The organism is Campylobacter showae (assembly GCF_963515975.1).
GTDB classification, from domain to species: domain Bacteria; phylum Campylobacterota; class Campylobacteria; order Campylobacterales; family Campylobacteraceae; genus Campylobacter_A; species Campylobacter_A showae_F.
The window spans coordinates 45,120-59,440 of sequence record NZ_CAUPZM010000006.1; the positions used below are offsets into that span (position 1 = coordinate 45,120).

Below are 14,321 nucleotides of genomic sequence, written 5' to 3' on the forward strand. Positions count from 1 at the left end.
TATAGCATATTTTGCTATTTACTTTTGCCGCCTCTCGAACTCCTCGTAAATCGGCATCAGGACTTCCTCTTTGTGGCCTCTGAAATCAAAGCCCAGCGAGTCCAAGTAGTCCGCCATCATCTCTACGCTACTCTTCAAAAAGCCAAGCTCCCTGTCGCTAATGTTGCCAAGCTCCACCGGCTCAAGAGGGAGTGGGGCTTTGATTAGCTCCGCCATTATATCGTGTGCCCTTTCAAATTTATTATAGTTCTTGTTCATTGACTCATGCTGCCCTTCGTCTATTTGACCCCTAAAGGTTTCGCGGCGCCCAACCATCGGTCTGTCTAAACGTTTGCGCCAGCTTATCTAAAATAAAAACTTTAAACGGATCGTGGCTAAAAAATACGCCATAGCTTTCAACGTTCGTCGCGTTGCCTATAAATTTAAGCTTTATCGCCTCCGTGTATTCACCATCCCTTTTTAAGGAGTATCGCCCCTCATCCATCGAAGAATTTAAACGGGCGTAGTCTATTTCCGTTAAATAAATTTTCATTGTAATCCTCTTGCTATGCCGTTGCCCGGATGTATCTATCCATGCAATCTTTAAGTCCTTTTAGCGTGTTATATGAATAAAAGTGCCTATCCCGCGTGTTTGTACCGCATTCACAATATAAAAATAGAACCTCTTGCTCGTTCCAATTCGTGCTAGCGCCGTAAGTCCAGCCGTCTATTTCAATTCTTGCTCCGGTTTCATCTTGTTTAACTTCGCCGTATTGGCTAAGTAGTTTAATCGCATTCGTTAATTTCATCTTTTTAAGTTCCTTTCTTCTTAATTTATAAAACGATTATACCACTTTTTAACTTAAAAAATAATAAAATAATAAATAATAAAATATCAAATAATTAAAATATATAAAAATATAAAATAGCAAAAAAGCAAAAATAACCTAAAAATAAATTAGAAACCTAAGCATTATTTAAGCCTAAATTTGATTTTCTTTCCCCTTTTTTAATTCCCGCTGCCGTCATTGGCGGCAGCTTCTGTATTTAGGAGGGGCGTTGCGGGGTGCCCCCCGCTTAAACCCATAGAAGCCGAGACCTTAGGCTCGGCTTCGGCGCGGCAGCACCTTAGTGCAGACCGCCAACAAGAACGGCATTTTGTAAAAATTTTACTCATCCCAAATCCGAGCAAACCCCCAAGAATAGGAATTAAAATGTAATTTTTAAAATCTTATTCAAACCTTAAACTTTAAAAAGCAAGCCAAATTTTCACCGCTCTGGCCGTGCTACCAATTCCAATCCGGACAGCCTAAAATTTGACCGCCCGAACATCTGAGAGCTACCGCTTTACTTAACCCGGCAGCGGGACGTTATGAGCGAGATTTTGTAAAAAATTCACTTGCCGTAATCTCTATCAAACCCCCAAATAAAGGGGATAAGATATAAATTCCAAAAGCTTATATAAACCTTAAACTTTAAAAACCAGCTTAAATCTTGATTGCCCGAATTAATCAATATTCTATAAATCATATAGCCCTAGAATACTCCCTGCCGATTTTTTTTTCGACGAGATTAAGTCGCTTAAAGCATTCTCTCATTCCGGGCAGACGCTGCACCTTTGGGGCTATCTCTTTAAATTTTGAAGGATTAAATCTTAAAAGCTCATTTACGCGCTCATTCTTTGCGCAAGGCTCTAAAAAATCATATTTCTTTGATAAATACTCTACTTTCTTGCCAAGCTCGCTCAAAGGCTTTAAAATGTTTTCTTTACTAATATTGCGCGCTGCTAGCCCCAATGCTTTGCCGACTACCAAATCATCGTTAAAGTCCTTTAATATAGGCATTTGCCTGTCAGTATTCGGCACTATTTGCTCTACGATCTTGCCAAACTCTTTGCCGCGATCGTCATTATCGAACGCTAGCGTAAATTTTGCATCCGGGGCGAGCTTGCGAAGCGCTTTAATCGCATCTTTTTGCGATGTCGATATTTGCCCGTTGGTCGAGCATAGCAGCGTCTCTTGCAAATTTATCCCTTTCATCTCGCAAAACGATAGCGTGTCGATCATGCTCTCGCTGATTATTATATTTTTAAATTCTTTGGGGCTTTTATGTGCGTTATCGGCTTTTAAAATTTCTAGCCCCTTATTTCCGTTGCAAAGCTGTTTGATAGGCTTATCGTATGCTTTTCCTTGCGGATCGTGTGTTAAGGGCTTTGAGAGATAGCTTATCGTTCCGCTTTGCTTTAAAAACTCTTTCGTGCCGGCGTCCGTTTGCACTGACGTTAACGTGTACGTCGGTACGACCGCGTTTTGGTATTTACTGTCTTGTTTTAGGCTGCTAAATTGTGCCAATAGTTCTCCGCTTAGCTTCCTACGGCTAATTAAAAATGAATTTTTATCCGTCTTATCTAATTTTTTAAATTTTTCTATTATTTCATTATCGATTTTTTTAGTAGTTGCTTTTGGTATAGTATTGTTTTGTAACTCCTTTATATCTTTTATTTTGTCTTCGTCTATTAAATCTTTTACTTCTACTCCGCGATTTTTAGCGAAGCTGTAAATATTGCCCCGATCGGTACTGTCATTTGGATTAAAATATAAGTAGTGGCCGTTTGATTGGCGCGATACGACTATCGTATCTCCGTAGTCGTTCGTAAGCGTTTTGTAGTTACGGCTACTTTTGTCTCTTTTTTCAAAGTAGCCGTTATTTTTTAAAATTTCATCGAGCGCGAGCTCGACTAGATTTTCTTTCATCTTGGACACAGATCTAAAAATGCTTGTCTTTTTTGAGCCTGCTTATGCGCCTTTTTAGCCGTAATCGAATAGTACTTTTTAAGGCTTGCGGCGCACTCCGGCGGGCGAGTAGCGCTTGCGAGGCATAGCACCGCTTCGCATGCCAGTTTCTTATCGCCGGTAAATACGTCGCCGAGCTCTTTTGGAGCAGACGTCTTTGTCGCCGTATCCTTTGCGCTCGTCTCTTTTGCGGTCGCGCCGCTTGCCGCAAAAATTGCACCTACGATCAAACTAAAAACTAGTTTTTTCATTCTTTCCCCTTTATTTGAAATATACGAATTTTGGTAGTCCCAGCTCATCTTTCGGGAGCTGCTTGGTTTCTGGCTCAAATATGGCGTCGTTGCGCTTATATTCTACGACCGACTGATTAAAGCTCTCTTCGGTTAAATTTTTATTGCTGCCGCTTTCGTTTAGCTGCTTGCTAGTAGCCATCGTGCTGGTATAGTTGATATTCAGCTCGTATTGATGCTGCAAATTTTCTAAAATTTTAAGCAGTATCGAGTTCGTGAGGGCTTGAGCTTGCTTTTGGTTGTTTGGTTTGCTCAGCTGCTTTGAAAGCTGCTTTAAATCGTCGTTCATTTTCGCTTTTGAGTAAGGATTGGTCTTATCGTCGCTATGAAAGGTATCTTCAAAGGCTAACAAGGCGTTTGTTTTCTCGATATTATCCCTTTCTTGCAGGAATTTCTCGGCATTTTTTATGTTGTTGATTTGCGCTTGATAGTTCGCTCTTTGGATAGGATCGACGGCTTTATTCATCTGCTCGGTCAGCTCGTCTATGCTTTTGCTCAAATTTGCGCCGTCTCGCAATGCGTAAGTGCAGCGATTAACCTTGCTTTTGATTGAGCTCTTGGTTTTTCCTAGCGTCATTCCGAAAAATTGGCTATTATTTTCCAAAAACGAGCACGCGTTTTGCACTCTCGCTATATCGCCCATTATGTCATTGGGGATATTTTTGACGTTATCGTAGATACTTTGCATTTGACTGATCATGCTTTGCGCATCGCCTAGTATATCGTAGATGCTGTTCATATCTATGCCGAGCTCGGCCATCTGTTTTTCAAAATTTAGCGTATCTTTGACCATTTGCTCGTACTGCTTGATTTGCTCAGCATAGTCTTTTAGCGTTTGAGTATAGCCCATTACCGCTTGAGCTATCGCGGCCACGTCTATAACCGGAACGCCTCCTGCGTTTGCGCTGCTAAAAAATAGCGCCGTTGCCGCACCAATAGATATTAATGTTTTCTTCATATCTCTCTTCCTTTCTGCTCGGTATTTTCTTTTTTAGTTTCCTTTTCTGCCCATTTTTCGATGGTTTGTTCTAGCGTTTTGGTAGCGTTTGGATAGCTATACCTAAATCTATCGGTATCTATCGGCTTGCCCACCTCGTCTCCGTGTTTTCTTTTTACATCGATTTGCCCCTCTTGCAACTCTACGTAAAGCGGCGTTAATTTATCTATGCCTTTGTCTTTGTTGTCTTTAATTTTTTCGTATAACCTTGCTTCGTTATTCATGAGCTCTAGCTCGTTTTGTAGCTGCCTGAAAAGGAGCGGGTTTTCCTTTTCGAATTTGGTTTGAAATTTTTCGTCGTCCTTGTGCGGGGTCATCACTTTTTTGTTGTTATCCTCGTTTATTTCCCACTTTCCCCTCTTGTCCTGCTTATCTTCGAGTCCTTGTATCTCTCTGGCTGCATCTAGGTACTTTTTTGCCCTTTGTTCGTCGTGCTCGCACGCTAGGGCTAGGCTAAAATTTAAGTCTATAAAGCTCTTTCTTAGGCTCAAAAAATCGTTTTCGCTTTTGACATAATTTTCCAAGTCACCCTCAATCACGTTTCTTCTTTGTTTTGGCGTTATATTGCTCATTATAGGCTCCTGCCTCTGTCATTTTCATTTTCTTGCCCTTTGGCCTTGTTTAAAATTTTGTCTTTGGTCTGCACTAGCGTATCGTTTACCTTTTGATAAAATTTAGGGTAGCTGTCTTTAAAATTCGGCGTTTCTTTTTCGATGTCACCCATCATCTTTTTTAGCTTTTCGTATCCTTTGACGTCAAGCCCTTTTTTGGTTTCTTTTTCATAGGTCGTTTGTAATTTAGCGTAATTAGCCCGCTCGTTCTCCATCTCTTTAAAACCGCCTTTGACTTTTTTGCGTTGCGTATAGACCTCTTTTACCAAATCGCCGACAGCCTCTTTAAATTTAGGACTGTCAAAGGCTAGATCAAGCTTTTCTTGGCGCTGGCGATCTTTGGCGATGCTTTCTTCTTTACCCTGTTTTAGCATCATCTCAAGGCTTCTGTCCATCTCTTGCAGCGCGGTTATAATGCCGTTTATCCCATCGCTATTCATTAGGTTGTCGATCGATTTTTGAAAATTCGCTTCAAGCTTCGATTGCTTATCTTTGAGGTCTTCGAGCTCCTTTTCGTGCTGCATTTCTAGCTCGTCGGCTCTCTTATTCCAGTCTTCTTGCTCTGCGCCGTTTTCTCTGCCCGGCTGTGGTTCGTTTTGCTCGGGGCTTGGCTCTTTTTCTTCCCCTTTTTCCTTTTTGGCGATTTGCTCTTCTTTTGCCTTGATTTGCTCTTCTATTTTTTCTTTCTCTTTTAAAATTTGCAGACTCTCTTTTAAGGACTCATTTTTTTCTACGCCGTCCAATCTGTCTTTTACGAATTCTCTTTTTGCTTTCGGGCTTTTAAATTCGTCCAGCTCCGCCTGTCTTTCCCTGATTCTCGTATCTAACAGCTCTTTTTCGCCTAGTATTTCTACGGCTTGCTGCGCGTCTTTGCTTAAATTTGCAGCTCCCGTTACTTCGTAGGCAAATTTTTTGTTAATGTCTCGTATGGTGTATTCTTTGCCGTTGTCGAAGTCCTCTTTTAAGTCCATATTCATTTCTCTTAGGGTGAGCTCTTTTATTTCGGTCACATCCCTTAGACTCATATTGGTTTTATAAATATCGTTGATCGCTTCTTGAACCTTGCTATCGTCGTCCGTTCCGTATGCGGTATAAAATTCTCTTACGCAAGCTACTGCGCTTGTTTCGCTGCTTTTAAACAACCCGGTGTTTTCTATGGCTTCTCGACAATCTAAAATTTTGTCTCTCGTGTCGTCTATATCTTTATTTTGCGTTTGCGGCTCGTTTTCTTCCCCTTTATGTATACTTGAAGCTGTAAGCGTCTGTTCGTCCTCGCTTAAATATGCCCATTCAGCCATTTGCTCTTGCGTCAGCTCTTCTGCCACCTTAAATCCTTTTGCTAGATTATTTTTCATCAGTCTATCATTTGTTAAATTTAAAAAACTTTTAAAAAGTGATATATAAAAAATCGAAAAATGCTAAAATTCAAAAACGCTCACAAATGCCTTTTAAATGCTCTACAATCAAAAATAAGCTTTTTCCCCTATTTCTTTCTTATTTTTTATCTATGCGGCTTTAATAGCCTTTAAAATCGTTTTAAATACCTAACTGATTTAAATTTAAAAATCCGGCTTCTAATTTAAAATTTTCTCATCGCATTAAGTAATAATTCTTTAAAATTTCCTCTCTGCATATATAAATATATTTTTAAGAAAAATTTAAGTTATCTAAAATTTAATTAAAATTCTAAAAATTTAAATTTTCAGCAACACAGACTCTATCTAAATTTTATTTTTTCCCTTTTTTAAATTTGTTTTTTACACTATGGTAAGGGCGGGCGAGATTTTGTAAAAGCTTAAACTTTTTATGTAACTTTTACTTAATTGAATTAATGGCGATAACGATTTTGTTTTATGAGTATTTTATTATATAAAACTTAAAAATAAAAATTAATTATTAGCGAGATTTTGTAAAAAATCGCTTTTCTTAATTGATTTTTTGCTTGTTTTGAGAATTTCAATCTCCGTAAAATCGCACTTTAAGCAAAAAATTTTTATTTCAAAAAATTTTAACCTTAAAGGCGGCGACTTTTCGCTTACTTTTAATTAAATTTTGATAAAGTTACTCGTATGAAAAATTTAGAAAAAAATAAAAATATCTACGTGCAACACGGACGTTTTTATATCGATTGTCAAAGGGACGGCGTTAGAATTCGCCGTGCTACGGGTCTTAAAAAGTCACCTTTGGCGTTTGATTTCGTTCGTAAAAATTACGATTTATTTCTCGGCTCTAAATCCGATATCGCGGAGGCTAAACGCCGGTATCGCGAACTCGAGGACTTACAAACCGACAGGCTCCTTAGAAAAGGGGAGAAAGACGCCGGCGCTATTAAAAATTCTAGTGAGTTTAGCTTTGATAGCGTGATCGATCGTCTCCTTGCCGAGAAGTCGTTTTTAAAGGATAAAACTAGGCGGCTTTACGTGATTATGAGCCATACGATCACGGAATTTTTAAACACTAATGGTATCTTCTACCTAGCCGATTTTGAGAGGTATCACAGCGTAGAATTCGTTAAATTTTGTAAGAATAAAGGATTAAAGGATAGCTCTATTAGCGGCTATTGCTCCTTTTTTAAGATGATTTTTCGATATGCCGTAAGTAATGACATAATCTCCAAAAATCCGTTTTTTATCCCTAGATTTAAGCAACACCTCGATGAATTGGAGGATGAAAAATTTCCGCCGTTTAGCCTTGATGAAATTTTGAAACTCATTAAAAACGCTGACGACGAGCTGCGGCTGTTTTTGGTCGTGGCGTTCTTTACTGGCGCTCGAACCGGTGAAATTTTAGCTCTTACTTTCGGCGATCTAGACTTTGAAAATAGGCAAATCCGGATAAATAAAACGCTTTCGGACGTCGGCATCGTGGATTCGCCGAAAACTAAATCCAGCAACCGCACGATCGATATGCTGCAAATCGTCTATAATGAACTCATAAAGCTTGATAGCGGCGACAAAAGCCAGCGGATTTTTAGGCTTTCTCGGTCTATGATGCGGCTTAAATTTAATGATTTGCAAGTAAAACTTGGTTACAATACTCGCAGGCTTTATGATACTAGACACTCCTTTGCTTCCGTCATGCTGAGCCGCGGCGAGGAACCTATGTGGGTGGGCTGTAAAATGATGGGGCATAAGGACTTGAACGAGACTTATCGCTCCTATGCGAAGTATCTGCCGAAAGAAGTTAAACAAAGGGCGGTTTTTTTAAATGATATCGTCATTTAAAATTTAATATTAGACATCTTATTTTAAAAAATATGTTATAATAAGATTAAATTTTACTAAAAATAGATTAAAATTTTACTTCTTTTAATGGGTAAAAACGCCGTTTTTACGGCACTGCGACTTATAAAATTTAAGCTAAAATAGCGCAAAATTTCGGCCTTTTGAAAGGAAAAACGATGATAGAGATGTTTTTATGCTCCTATTTTGCGGGTGCGGCGACGCTTTTTGAGGACTATGCGAGGCAAAATATCCGCGCTAAAGAGGTGCTTTTTATCCCGACCGCCGCAAACGTAGAGGAGTACCGAGACTACGTGGACGAGGCGAAAGAGGCGTTTGCCAAAATGGGCTTTGAGGTTCAAATTTTAGACGTTTCCAAAGCGAGCGAGGCCGAAGCGAAGGCAAAGATCGGCGCAGCGCAGATGCTTTACGTAAGCGGCGGCAACACATTTTATCTTTTGCGCGAGCTTAAAAAGAAAGGTCTAGCAACCCTCATCGCCGGTCGCGTCCGAAGCGGCGAGCTCGTGTACGTGGGCGAGTCAGCGGGTGCGATGATAGCGGCGCCTAGCATGGAGTACGCGAGCGTGATGGACGATGCGGGCGACTACGGGGCCGCGGCGCAAACGGGACTTGATCTGGTTAAATTTTACCCCGTGCCACACTACGGCGAGAAGCCGTTCGTGCAAAGCGCGGCTGAAATTTTAAAAATCTACGGCGGCAAGCTAAATTTGGTACCGATAAATAACGCCGAATCGATCGCGGTGCACGGCGATAAATTTGAAATTTTAGGACGTTAAATTTAGACGCACAGCATTCTAAGAGCATGCCTAAATTTAGAAAAACGGCGTCTGAAATTTTACGCGCTAAAGCCTGCGTAAAATTTAAAATTTAAAAACGGCGGCGGCTGAAGCGAGCTAAATTTGGCGTCAAATTTAAGCAACTTTCGCCCGCCCTTTCGCCGTCAAATTTAGATCAAATTTAAATTTATGCCACCCCAGAGCGTAAAATTTCGCTGTGAATTTTGGGAGGCATGCCAAACATCCTTGCGTATTCGCGGCTAAACTGCGATGCGCTCTCGTATCCCACGTCAAAAGCAGCCTGCGCAACGCCGATATTTTTGGTCGCGAGCAGGTTTTTGGCCTCTTCCAGGCGGATCTTTTTTTGAAAAGCTATGGGACTTAGCGAGGTTACGATTTTGAAGTTATGATATAGCGAAGACTCGCTCATATCGCATTCGCGTGCGACATCTTTCATATTTAGCTTTTGCGAAAAGTCGTTTTTTATCTTTGCTACGGCTTTTGAAATTTTATTTGAAACGCTGCCTTGCATCGCAAATTTACTTAAAAAATAGCCACTTTTGTCGTTTGTTGCGAGCATGTAAAGTATCTCTTTTTTAGCAAGGTCTGAGAGAAATTTAACCTTCTCTTTCGGCTTTTCTAGCAGCCAGACAAACCTCAAAACAGGCTCTAAAATTTCATCCGTTAGCTCGCCAAAGAATATGCCTTTTTCGCTTTTTTGCAGACTCTGCTCTTTTACGTCCACGCCTTTTAGCACTTCATAGACCTCGTCTAGGCTAAATTTAATGCGAAGCGAGATGTAGGGTTTCTCTTTTGAGGCGTCTGTTAGGCTTACATTTAACGGCACATGAGTAGAAGCTAGCGCATAGGTCTGCTCGTCGTATCCGTGCATATCATCGCCAAAGCCGATCGCCTTTGCTCCTTGCAGCATTATGCACAATGACGGCTCATAAACCGCGCTGATAAAATCATGCGTTTTGTCGCTGATATAAAAGTCAAGCGAGCCAATGTCGCTGCGTTCTAGGCAGTTTACGCCGCATCTATCTAATAAAAACTCTTTTGTCTGCTCTTTTAGTAAATTTACATCAGCCATTTCACTCTCCGAGTCAAATTTTGTGAAGTTATACAACTTTTTAGAAATTTTGCAGAATTAGGCATGAAATTTAGAGGATCGTTCTAACATAAAATTTAAAATACAGATATAATACGCCCAACAAAACGATATGCTGGACAAGGAAAATCCAAAGCTCGCCAAAACATCAAAAAATTTTAAGGAGAAGAGGTGAATCTTAAGAAATTTGCGGCGACGCTTGTAGCGTCAAGTTTTATTTTAGGAGGCAATGCAATGGCAGGTACGAATGTAGTAAAATCACCGCTAGAGGCGGTATCGATGGTAAGCGAGTGGGACAAAGTTTTCGCTAAAAGCGATAAGGTAGATCACAAGAAAGTTAAATTTAAAAATCGTTACGGCGTGGAGATCGTCGGCGATCTTTATACGCCTAAAAATTTGCACGGCAAAGCTGCTGCGATCGCAGTTAGCGGACCTTTTGGCGCAGTCAAAGAGCAATCAAGCGGTCTTTACGCTCAAACTTTAGCCGAGCGCGGCTTTATCACGCTTGCCTTTGATCCAAGCTACACCGGAGAGAGCGGCGGCGAGCCAAGAAATTTAGCAAGTCCGGAGATAAACACTGAGGATTTTAGCGCTGCGGTGGATTTTCTAGGCACCCAGGGCAATATAGATCGAGATAAGATCGGCATTTTAGGCGTATGCGGCTGGGGCGGTTTTGCTCTAAACGCAGCTCTTGCAGACCCTCGCATAAAGGCGGTTGCGACCAGCACGATGTATGATATGACGCGAGTGATGGCAAAAGGCTACAACGATAGCATAGGCGCCGATGAGAGATATGAAACTAAAAAGAAGCTAGCCGAGCAACGCTGGGTCGATGCTAAAAATGGCAAACCGGCATATACTGGCGCGATAAACGTTGATCCAAAAAAGATAGACGTAAGCACGCCGCAGTTTATCGCTGAATATGCGGACTTTTACCGCACGCCGCGCGGATATCACAAACGCTCTGTGAACTCAAACAGCGGAGAGAGCGGCTGGATCGTCACAAACCCTATCTCGTTTATAAATATGCCGATCCTTGCCTACGCTAGCGAGATGAGAACTCCGACTCTTATCGTAGCCGGCGAGAAAGCGCACTCAAGATACTTTAGCGAGGACGCTTTTAAATCGCTTGGCAACAAAAATAAAGAGCTAGTTATCGTCCCTGGCGCCGTGCACACAGACCTATATGACAATAAAAATAACAAGATCCCATACGATAAATTTGAGGAATTTTTCAAAGCAAATTTGAAATAAACCGCTGCCCCTGCACATTGCGGGGGTAAATTTAAAAAAGAAAAACAATGGAAAATTTTACATTTTATAACCCGGTAAGAATAGAATTTGGCAAAGGCAAAGAGGCTCATATCGGCGAATATATGAAAGAATTTGGAGTTAAAAAAGCCCTTGTGCTATACGGCAGCGAGCGCGTAAGAAAGAGCGGTTTGCTTGGCGTAGCTACCGATAGTCTAAAAGCAAACGGCATCGAATTTACTGAGCTTGGCGGTGTGAAGTCAAACTCGGTGCTAAGCAAAGTAAACGAGGCAATCAAAATAGCCCGCGAATTTGGTGCCGATAGCGTGCTGGCTGTTGGCGGCGGCTCGGTGCTGGACTCTGCAAAGGCAGTCGCTGCCGGAGCTAAATATAGCGGCGACGTGTGGGACTTTTTCGTAGGTAAAAATCCGGCCGAGTCGCTTATGGTATTTGATATCATCACGCTAGCGGCAACTGGCTCTGAGATGAATCAAAACGGCGTTGTGACCAACGAAGCGGCTAAATTAAAGCTTCATCTGGGCGCGCCGTGCCTTTTCCCAAAAGTATCTGTCGTAAACCCGCAGCTACAAGCCACCGTCAGCCGCGACTATCTAGTTTATAGCGCAAGCGACGTTATCGCGCACAGCATCGAGGGCTATTTCACGGCTACAAACTATCCGCTAATCGCCAGAATGCAGGTAGAAGCAAACATAAAAAACCATCATCCGAACGACCGAAATTTTACTCGCAAACCCTGATGACTACGACGCTAGAGCTGAGTTTGCCTGGGCTGCGACGATGGCGCTAAATGGCATAACTATGGTTGGCACTTCAGGCATCGAGTATCCAAATCACATGATCGAGCATGCGATGAGTGCGGTAACGGACTGTGCGCACGGAGCGGGGCTTAGCGTAGTGATGCCTGCGTGGATGAAGTGGTATAAGGATAGAAATTTAGGCGTATTTGAGCGTTTTGCGAGGGGAATTTTTGGGCTTAAAACCGCAGATGAGGGCATAGAGGCGCTAAAAGCGTGGTTTGACAAAATAGGCACTCCAACAAGACTATCACAGCTAAAGATAGATAGCGAGGCGCTTATTGACGAGATCGCTGGTGTTGCCTATGAAAACGCTAAAGCGTGGGCGATGCAAGAGCTCTATCCAAAGAAAAATATCGTCCAAATCCTTGAACTGGCAAAATAAATTTAAAGTGAGTCAAAATGAGAAAAATTTAGCCGTCTTTATGCTTTTTTGCGGGGTTAAATTTAGCAGCAGGAGAGAAAATGCAAAATTTAAAGATAATCCTAAAGACTTCTAGCGGCGAAGCGACGGCTATCCTAGATGATACGGCAGCAGCAAGAAGCTTTGCCGCACAGCTGCCGCTAACGCTAAATTTAGAGGACTACGGCGGACGCGAAAAGGTAGCTAAGCTGCCAAAACGGCTTGATATAAGAGGCGCTCCGAGCGGCAGCGACGGCAAAAAAGGTGAGATATCTTATTTTGCTCCGTGGAATAACTTTGTCATCTACTACGGCTACCAGCCTTACTACGAAGGTCTCGTGCGCCTGGGCGTGATCGAGGGCGATGTGAGCTCGGTCGCAAAAGACGGGCAGATCAGGATAGAACTAGCAAGATAAACTCGCCGTAGCCGCAAAAGCGATAAATAATAAACTTTATTTCCGCTCCTCGCGCCAAACTTTTTTATAGTCGCAGCACTATCCACGCGGCGGCGGATATAAGCGTAAATTTTGGCATTTATACGCTCATACGAAGGTTTTACGTCGTTTAGTTGCAGATACGCAAGTCGGTAAAATTTATAAATAGTTAAGCGCGGCGGACTTATGATATAGTCCGAATTTACCGCCTCATCTTTCTGCCGATTAGCGCAAAAATCACTATCACGCCGGCGATCATCACTCCCGCCTTCACGTAAAACGCCCTCCTCTCGCGCACGGCTTCTGGCGAGCTGGTTTTGAGCCGCACCTTGACGCTCATGCCGCCCGCCACGATACTTAGCGTATCGCCGGCCATGCCTTTTAGCTTCACGCTTAGCGTGTTCGTGCCGCTTTGCGCGACCGTGGGCGTCATAAAGCCCGAAGCCTTGTAAGAGTAGCGCGTCATGAGGTCGTTACAGTCTTTGGGGCGGAAAAATATCTCGTAGGTCTTATCCGCATCCACGCCCAGCACGTCACCGTCTCTCGCGTCGAAATACGGATTTTGCGGAGTTTTGGTTTTAAAGCTCCATTTTATCTGCTTTACCTGCGCGCCCGCGTTTTGGGCGCTTTGATTTCGCGCGCCTGCTTGCTCGTAGCTAAAAACCGCCTCGTACTGCGCGCCGAAGTCAAAAACCTCCCGCGAAAAAGCCGCAAACTGCTTGGACGAAAATTTAGAATTTATATCGTTGGCACTCGTGATGACGTGCAAATTTTGGATCTTTCGCCCGTCTTTAAATATCTCAAAATCCTTAAATCTTACCTCGCTTGCATTTGCGTTAAACTCGATACTAACGGGATTTGCCGTGATCTTGCACTCGGGGAAGGGATCCGGGATCTCGCCGCTAAAATAGGGCGTCACGGCAGTAGCGTCGGGAAATTTGACGAAAGGCTTGCTAGAGCCGATGAAATTATCAAATTTGGCGTCTTTTATTTTTAGATTTTTATCGGCGCAGACGTTGGTATAAAACCGCCCCGCGCCCGTATCGCTCGCACCCTTAGCGCAAAAGGCGTTAAGCCTAGAGTTGCCCATCTCAAAGACGAAGGCGTTAAATTTATCCTTGGACGCAAGTGCGTAGCCGACCTCGTCGACGCTCAAATTTAAAAATGCGAATCGGTGATATATCGCCGAAAACAGCCCATCCACCGCCTCTTTAAAGTCGCTTTTATAAGCGATGTTTTCAAGCACCAGAGTTGATTTGTAGCCCACGGCTAGAGCTCTGTCGGCCGGAGTCGCGCCGCTAAATTTAGCCCGTCCGGCCGTCTCGTCGTGGCCCATGTATTCGTTTTGAGCGCTATAGTCGGCGTGATTTTTGGCGGCTTGGCTTAAAATTTGATTTTGTCTTAGACCGGAGAGTCCGGAGCCTCGGCGGTACTCGTTTAGATATGCGACCGCGTCTGAATCGGGAACAAAAGAAAACTCGGGCTGCTTGGCGGACTTTAGCGCTGAGTCTTTGCCCTGTCTGCCCAAGATATCGCAACCCGCAAGAAAAAGGGCGCAGGCTAAAAGGCTAAATTTAAGCCCGCGTTTTACAGAGTAAAATCTCAATCCCGCGCCCTTTA

At 42.7% G+C, this 14,321-nt stretch carries 14 protein-coding genes and 1 pseudogene; 5 read left to right on the forward strand and 10 right to left on the reverse strand.

Annotation, left to right across the window (positions count from 1 at the left end; translation table 11 throughout):
• Positions 1 to 18: 18 nt before the first annotated feature.
• The 8 genes from RWM02_RS03340 to RWM02_RS03375 all read right to left on the reverse strand — a co-directional run bounded on the left by RWM02_RS03340 (position 19) and on the right by RWM02_RS03375 (position 5,994).
• Positions 19 to 258 carry a hypothetical protein gene (locus RWM02_RS03340; protein ID WP_009495744.1) on the reverse strand — a complete coding sequence of 80 codons (240 nt, stop codon included), beginning with the start codon at positions 256 to 258 and terminating at the stop codon, positions 19 to 21.
• Between the two features lie 31 nt (positions 259 to 289).
• A complete protein-coding gene (locus RWM02_RS03345) occupies positions 290 to 532 on the reverse strand; it encodes a hypothetical protein (RefSeq protein ID WP_002952508.1) in 243 nt (80 codons plus the stop codon).
• A gap of 13 nt (positions 533 to 545) precedes the next feature.
• Positions 546 to 788 carry a hypothetical protein gene (locus tag RWM02_RS03350; protein ID WP_002952507.1) on the reverse strand — a complete coding sequence of 81 codons (243 nt, stop codon included), beginning with the start codon at positions 786 to 788 and terminating at the stop codon, positions 546 to 548.
• Between the two features lie 717 nt (positions 789 to 1,505).
• Positions 1,506 to 2,732 (reverse strand): toprim domain-containing protein, encoded by a 1,227-nt coding sequence (locus RWM02_RS03355; protein WP_314069112.1) that lies wholly within the window; start codon positions 2,730 to 2,732, stop codon positions 1,506 to 1,508.
• Positions 2,729 to 3,022, reverse strand: a complete 294-nt coding sequence (locus tag RWM02_RS03360; protein WP_002952049.1) for a TrbM/KikA/MpfK family conjugal transfer protein — start codon at positions 3,020 to 3,022, stop codon at positions 2,729 to 2,731. Before RWM02_RS03360 ends, RWM02_RS03355 begins: the two co-directional genes overlap by 4 nt.
• A 10-nt stretch (positions 3,023 to 3,032) precedes the next feature.
• Positions 3,033 to 4,019, reverse strand: coding sequence for a type IV secretion system protein (locus RWM02_RS03365; protein WP_002952050.1), 987 nt, complete (start codon positions 4,017 to 4,019; stop codon positions 3,033 to 3,035).
• Positions 4,016 to 4,630 (reverse strand): hypothetical protein, encoded by a 615-nt coding sequence (locus RWM02_RS03370; protein ID WP_009494165.1) that lies wholly within the window; start codon positions 4,628 to 4,630, stop codon positions 4,016 to 4,018. Before RWM02_RS03370 ends, RWM02_RS03365 begins: the two co-directional genes overlap by 4 nt.
• On the reverse strand, positions 4,630 to 5,994 hold the full coding sequence (locus RWM02_RS03375) for a hypothetical protein (protein WP_235044170.1): 1,365 nt from the start codon (positions 5,992 to 5,994) through the stop codon (positions 4,630 to 4,632). The genes RWM02_RS03370 and RWM02_RS03375 overlap by 1 nt, the downstream gene beginning before the upstream one ends.
• 744 nt (positions 5,995 to 6,738) lie before the next feature.
• Between RWM02_RS03375 and RWM02_RS03380 the strand changes: the two genes are divergently transcribed.
• Both RWM02_RS03380 and RWM02_RS03385 read left to right on the forward strand, forming a co-directional pair.
• Positions 6,739 to 7,893, forward strand: a complete 1,155-nt coding sequence (locus RWM02_RS03380) for a tyrosine-type recombinase/integrase (protein ID WP_002953805.1) — start codon at positions 6,739 to 6,741, stop codon at positions 7,891 to 7,893.
• A gap of 176 nt (positions 7,894 to 8,069) precedes the next feature.
• A complete protein-coding gene (locus RWM02_RS03385) occupies positions 8,070 to 8,687 on the forward strand; it encodes a Type 1 glutamine amidotransferase-like domain-containing protein (protein WP_314069119.1) in 618 nt (205 codons plus the stop codon).
• 187 nt (positions 8,688 to 8,874) lie between these two features.
• Here the strand turns inward: RWM02_RS03385 and RWM02_RS03390 are convergent, their stop codons facing one another.
• Positions 8,875 to 9,780 carry an AraC family transcriptional regulator gene (locus RWM02_RS03390; protein WP_314069121.1) on the reverse strand — a complete coding sequence of 302 codons (906 nt, stop codon included), beginning with the start codon at positions 9,778 to 9,780 and terminating at the stop codon, positions 8,875 to 8,877.
• Positions 9,781 to 10,032: 252 nt separating this feature from the next.
• On the opposite strand from RWM02_RS03390, the gene RWM02_RS03395 reads away from it, so the two are divergent.
• The 3 genes and pseudogenes from RWM02_RS03395 (at position 10,033) to RWM02_RS03405 (ending at position 12,683) form a co-directional block, all read left to right on the forward strand.
• Positions 10,033 to 11,052 carry an alpha/beta hydrolase gene (locus RWM02_RS03395; protein WP_314069123.1) on the forward strand — a complete coding sequence of 340 codons (1,020 nt, stop codon included), beginning with the start codon at positions 10,033 to 10,035 and terminating at the stop codon, positions 11,050 to 11,052.
• Between the two features lie 47 nt (positions 11,053 to 11,099).
• Positions 11,100 to 12,249 (forward strand): annotated as a pseudogene (locus RWM02_RS03400) (iron-containing alcohol dehydrogenase).
• Positions 12,250 to 12,329: 80 nt separating this feature from the next.
• Complete coding sequence (locus RWM02_RS03405; RefSeq protein WP_314069125.1) at positions 12,330 to 12,683, forward strand: cyclophilin-like fold protein; 354 nt, start codon at positions 12,330 to 12,332, stop codon at positions 12,681 to 12,683.
• Positions 12,684 to 12,903: 220 nt separating this feature from the next.
• On the opposite strand, the gene RWM02_RS03410 is transcribed toward RWM02_RS03405, so the two are convergent.
• Positions 12,904 to 14,307 (reverse strand): CAP domain-containing protein, encoded by a 1,404-nt coding sequence (locus RWM02_RS03410; RefSeq protein ID WP_314069127.1) that lies wholly within the window; start codon positions 14,305 to 14,307, stop codon positions 12,904 to 12,906.
• Between the last annotated feature and the right edge of the window lie 14 nt (positions 14,308 to 14,321).

Coding starts and splice junctions, on each gene's coding strand:
- RWM02_RS03360 (WP_002952049.1), bottom strand. CDS start 3,022: ATGAAAAAACTAGTTTTTAGTTTGATCGTAGGTGCAATTTTTGCGGCA.
- RWM02_RS03390 (WP_314069121.1), bottom strand. CDS start 9,780: ATGGCTGATGTAAATTTACTAAAAGAGCAGACAAAAGAGTTTTTATTA.
- RWM02_RS03345 (WP_002952508.1), bottom strand. CDS start 532: ATGAAAATTTATTTAACGGAAATAGACTACGCCCGTTTAAATTCTTCG.
- RWM02_RS03355 (WP_314069112.1), bottom strand. CDS start 2,732: ATGAAAGAAAATCTAGTCGAGCTCGCGCTCGATGAAATTTTAAAAAAT.
- RWM02_RS03395 (WP_314069123.1), top strand. CDS start 10,033: ATGGCAGGTACGAATGTAGTAAAATCACCGCTAGAGGCGGTATCGATG.
- RWM02_RS03370 (WP_009494165.1), bottom strand. CDS start 4,630: ATGAGCAATATAACGCCAAAACAAAGAAGAAACGTGATTGAGGGTGAC.
- RWM02_RS03405 (WP_314069125.1), top strand. CDS start 12,330: ATGCAAAATTTAAAGATAATCCTAAAGACTTCTAGCGGCGAAGCGACG.
- RWM02_RS03350 (WP_002952507.1), bottom strand. CDS start 788: ATGAAATTAACGAATGCGATTAAACTACTTAGCCAATACGGCGAAGTT.
- RWM02_RS03380 (WP_002953805.1), top strand. CDS start 6,739: ATGAAAAATTTAGAAAAAAATAAAAATATCTACGTGCAACACGGACGT.
- RWM02_RS03340 (WP_009495744.1), bottom strand. CDS start 258: ATGAACAAGAACTATAATAAATTTGAAAGGGCACACGATATAATGGCG.
- RWM02_RS03385 (WP_314069119.1), top strand. CDS start 8,070: ATGATAGAGATGTTTTTATGCTCCTATTTTGCGGGTGCGGCGACGCTT.
- RWM02_RS03365 (WP_002952050.1), bottom strand. CDS start 4,019: ATGAAGAAAACATTAATATCTATTGGTGCGGCAACGGCGCTATTTTTT.